Origin of the sequence: Moorena sp. SIO4E2 (genome assembly GCF_010671945.1) — a bacterium.
In the GTDB taxonomy this organism is placed as follows: domain Bacteria; phylum Cyanobacteriota; class Cyanobacteriia; order Cyanobacteriales; family Coleofasciculaceae; genus Moorena; species Moorena producens.
On record NZ_JAAHIE010001119.1, the window covers coordinates 1 to 1,687 of the forward strand.

Annotated in this window: 1 protein-coding gene; it reads right to left on the bottom strand. The window is 43.8% G+C overall.

Annotation, left to right across the window (positions count from 1 at the left end):
• Positions 1-158 precede the first annotated feature (158 nt).
• Entirely contained in the window at positions 159-1,604 is a 1,446-nt protein-coding gene (locus F6K37_RS41285) for a zinc ribbon domain-containing protein (RefSeq protein ID WP_287257070.1), read from the bottom strand.
• Between the last annotated feature and the right edge of the window lie 83 nt (positions 1,605-1,687).

Here is a 1,687-nt window from a genome sequence, read left to right on the forward strand (position 1 = left end):
TGGGATACTCTTAAACCGTGATTAATCGGGGTAAACCCGGTACCACGGGTCAAGGTGCAATTTATTGTTGCTTGAGTGAGGGGTGGTCAAACAGCAATTGGAGTCAAGCCTACCACCCATCTTGTCTAAGCGCTCCTGGCATCCCGGCCAGGAGATCCCTAAAAGATTGAGCAAAGCTCATGCTTAGGGTCAAGCCAACCTAGCTCAACCGCATTAGCTAAACTCAAGTCCATATCTTCAAGGAATCGCGCGGTACGACGCAACAACACTGCTTGAACTTCAACCCTAGTCATAAACCGGGAGATTTCCTTGTCTGTACCACGGGCAAGGATGTTTAATGCAGCATTGTGATCAGCCTGCAACACGACCCCATTAAATCTGATAAAACTGTCCCCTTTCCTAACCCCTAATAGAGTGCCAGTTACGGAGTCAATTTGCGACGTGTAGCTTGGCTGAATTTCTGAAACTACTGAACCAGTCCAGTTAGCCCATTTTTGTAAAGAGTCTCGAATAGCTCCTTTCATCCAGCTATTCAATTTTCGAGACATTGATAATGATTGACGTTTCCCTTTGATTGGTTGGGTTAAATCTTCCGCAAAAACTTTTAATGATTCCCCATTAAAAAGTGACCTACTTGCAGCGCCTATAATAGCTATAATTCCTGCCTGGTCTTTTCTTAAGCGACGATTTTCTGTTTTTCGGCTCAGATTATTTTCTAGTATGCGAGCTGACTTGGCAGGATCTATTTTCTCTAATTTTCTATGCAGCGCCCACAACTGGCCACGATTCCGGTTTTTCTTGACAATTCTGTCAGACTTGTTGGTCGCTAATTTACCTAAGCCCAGACCATAGGCACGACCATCCGAATCATAAAACACTTCCGTGTAACCCTTATCCACGCCGAGACAGCGACGTTCGCTGGTAACATTGACAACCCCGTAATTAACCAAGAAATGGATTTCAAATCGCTGCAACAATGGGTTGTAAATTAGCCTAATTTGCCCAGTTATTTTTCGATTAGATCTCACCAAGAGCCGATTACGTTTTCCACGACGTAGTCCGGCTAATTCTAATTGGTAGGTGTACCTATAAATACGCTTACAGGAGTAACCATCCTGTTGATAAACTATCTGATTCTTAACCCAAGAATGGCCACGTCGAAACGTTTTTCTGACAATTCGATGTAAAAACGGATCACTAAGAAAACTTGGAGTTGATAGTTGTTTGTAGCATTGACTTCGACGCTGTTCGTTTTCTTTGCCTGGAAAGCGCTTATGTAGAATTTTCCCTAATGCTTCAATACCAGCAGCTTGTTGGGCACTAATGGCTTTAGCGACATCGCTAACCGTCCATTCCATTAGTTTGGATGGTAGACCTAAAGATTCTGGAGTTCTCAAAGATCTAACCTCTGGGTAGGCTTTCCGCCAGTCGAGTCCCCAATGGCTAACGCTGCCAAGCTTGTTGTAGGACTCAGAACGAACGATGCCTAAGCGTTGCATTATGGCAAAAAGCTCAGTTTCAACTGCCATTGACATCCCAATTACTGGGACTACCTGGGTTGAAAGCTTCTTTGTTGTGCCTGATTTTTTCTTGCGCTTAGACATCGTTGGCTATTCTTGGCCTTTTTGTCTATTATACCCCAAAAAATCCCGTTTTATCCCGCTTTTTGACTACTTAATTGCAAGGC

What these genes read in the sequence shown, in the direction of transcription:
- F6K37_RS41285 (WP_287257070.1), bottom strand. Translation starts at nt 1,604, where the DNA reads ATGTCTAAGCGCAAGAAAAAATCAGGCACAACAAAGAAGCTTTCAACC.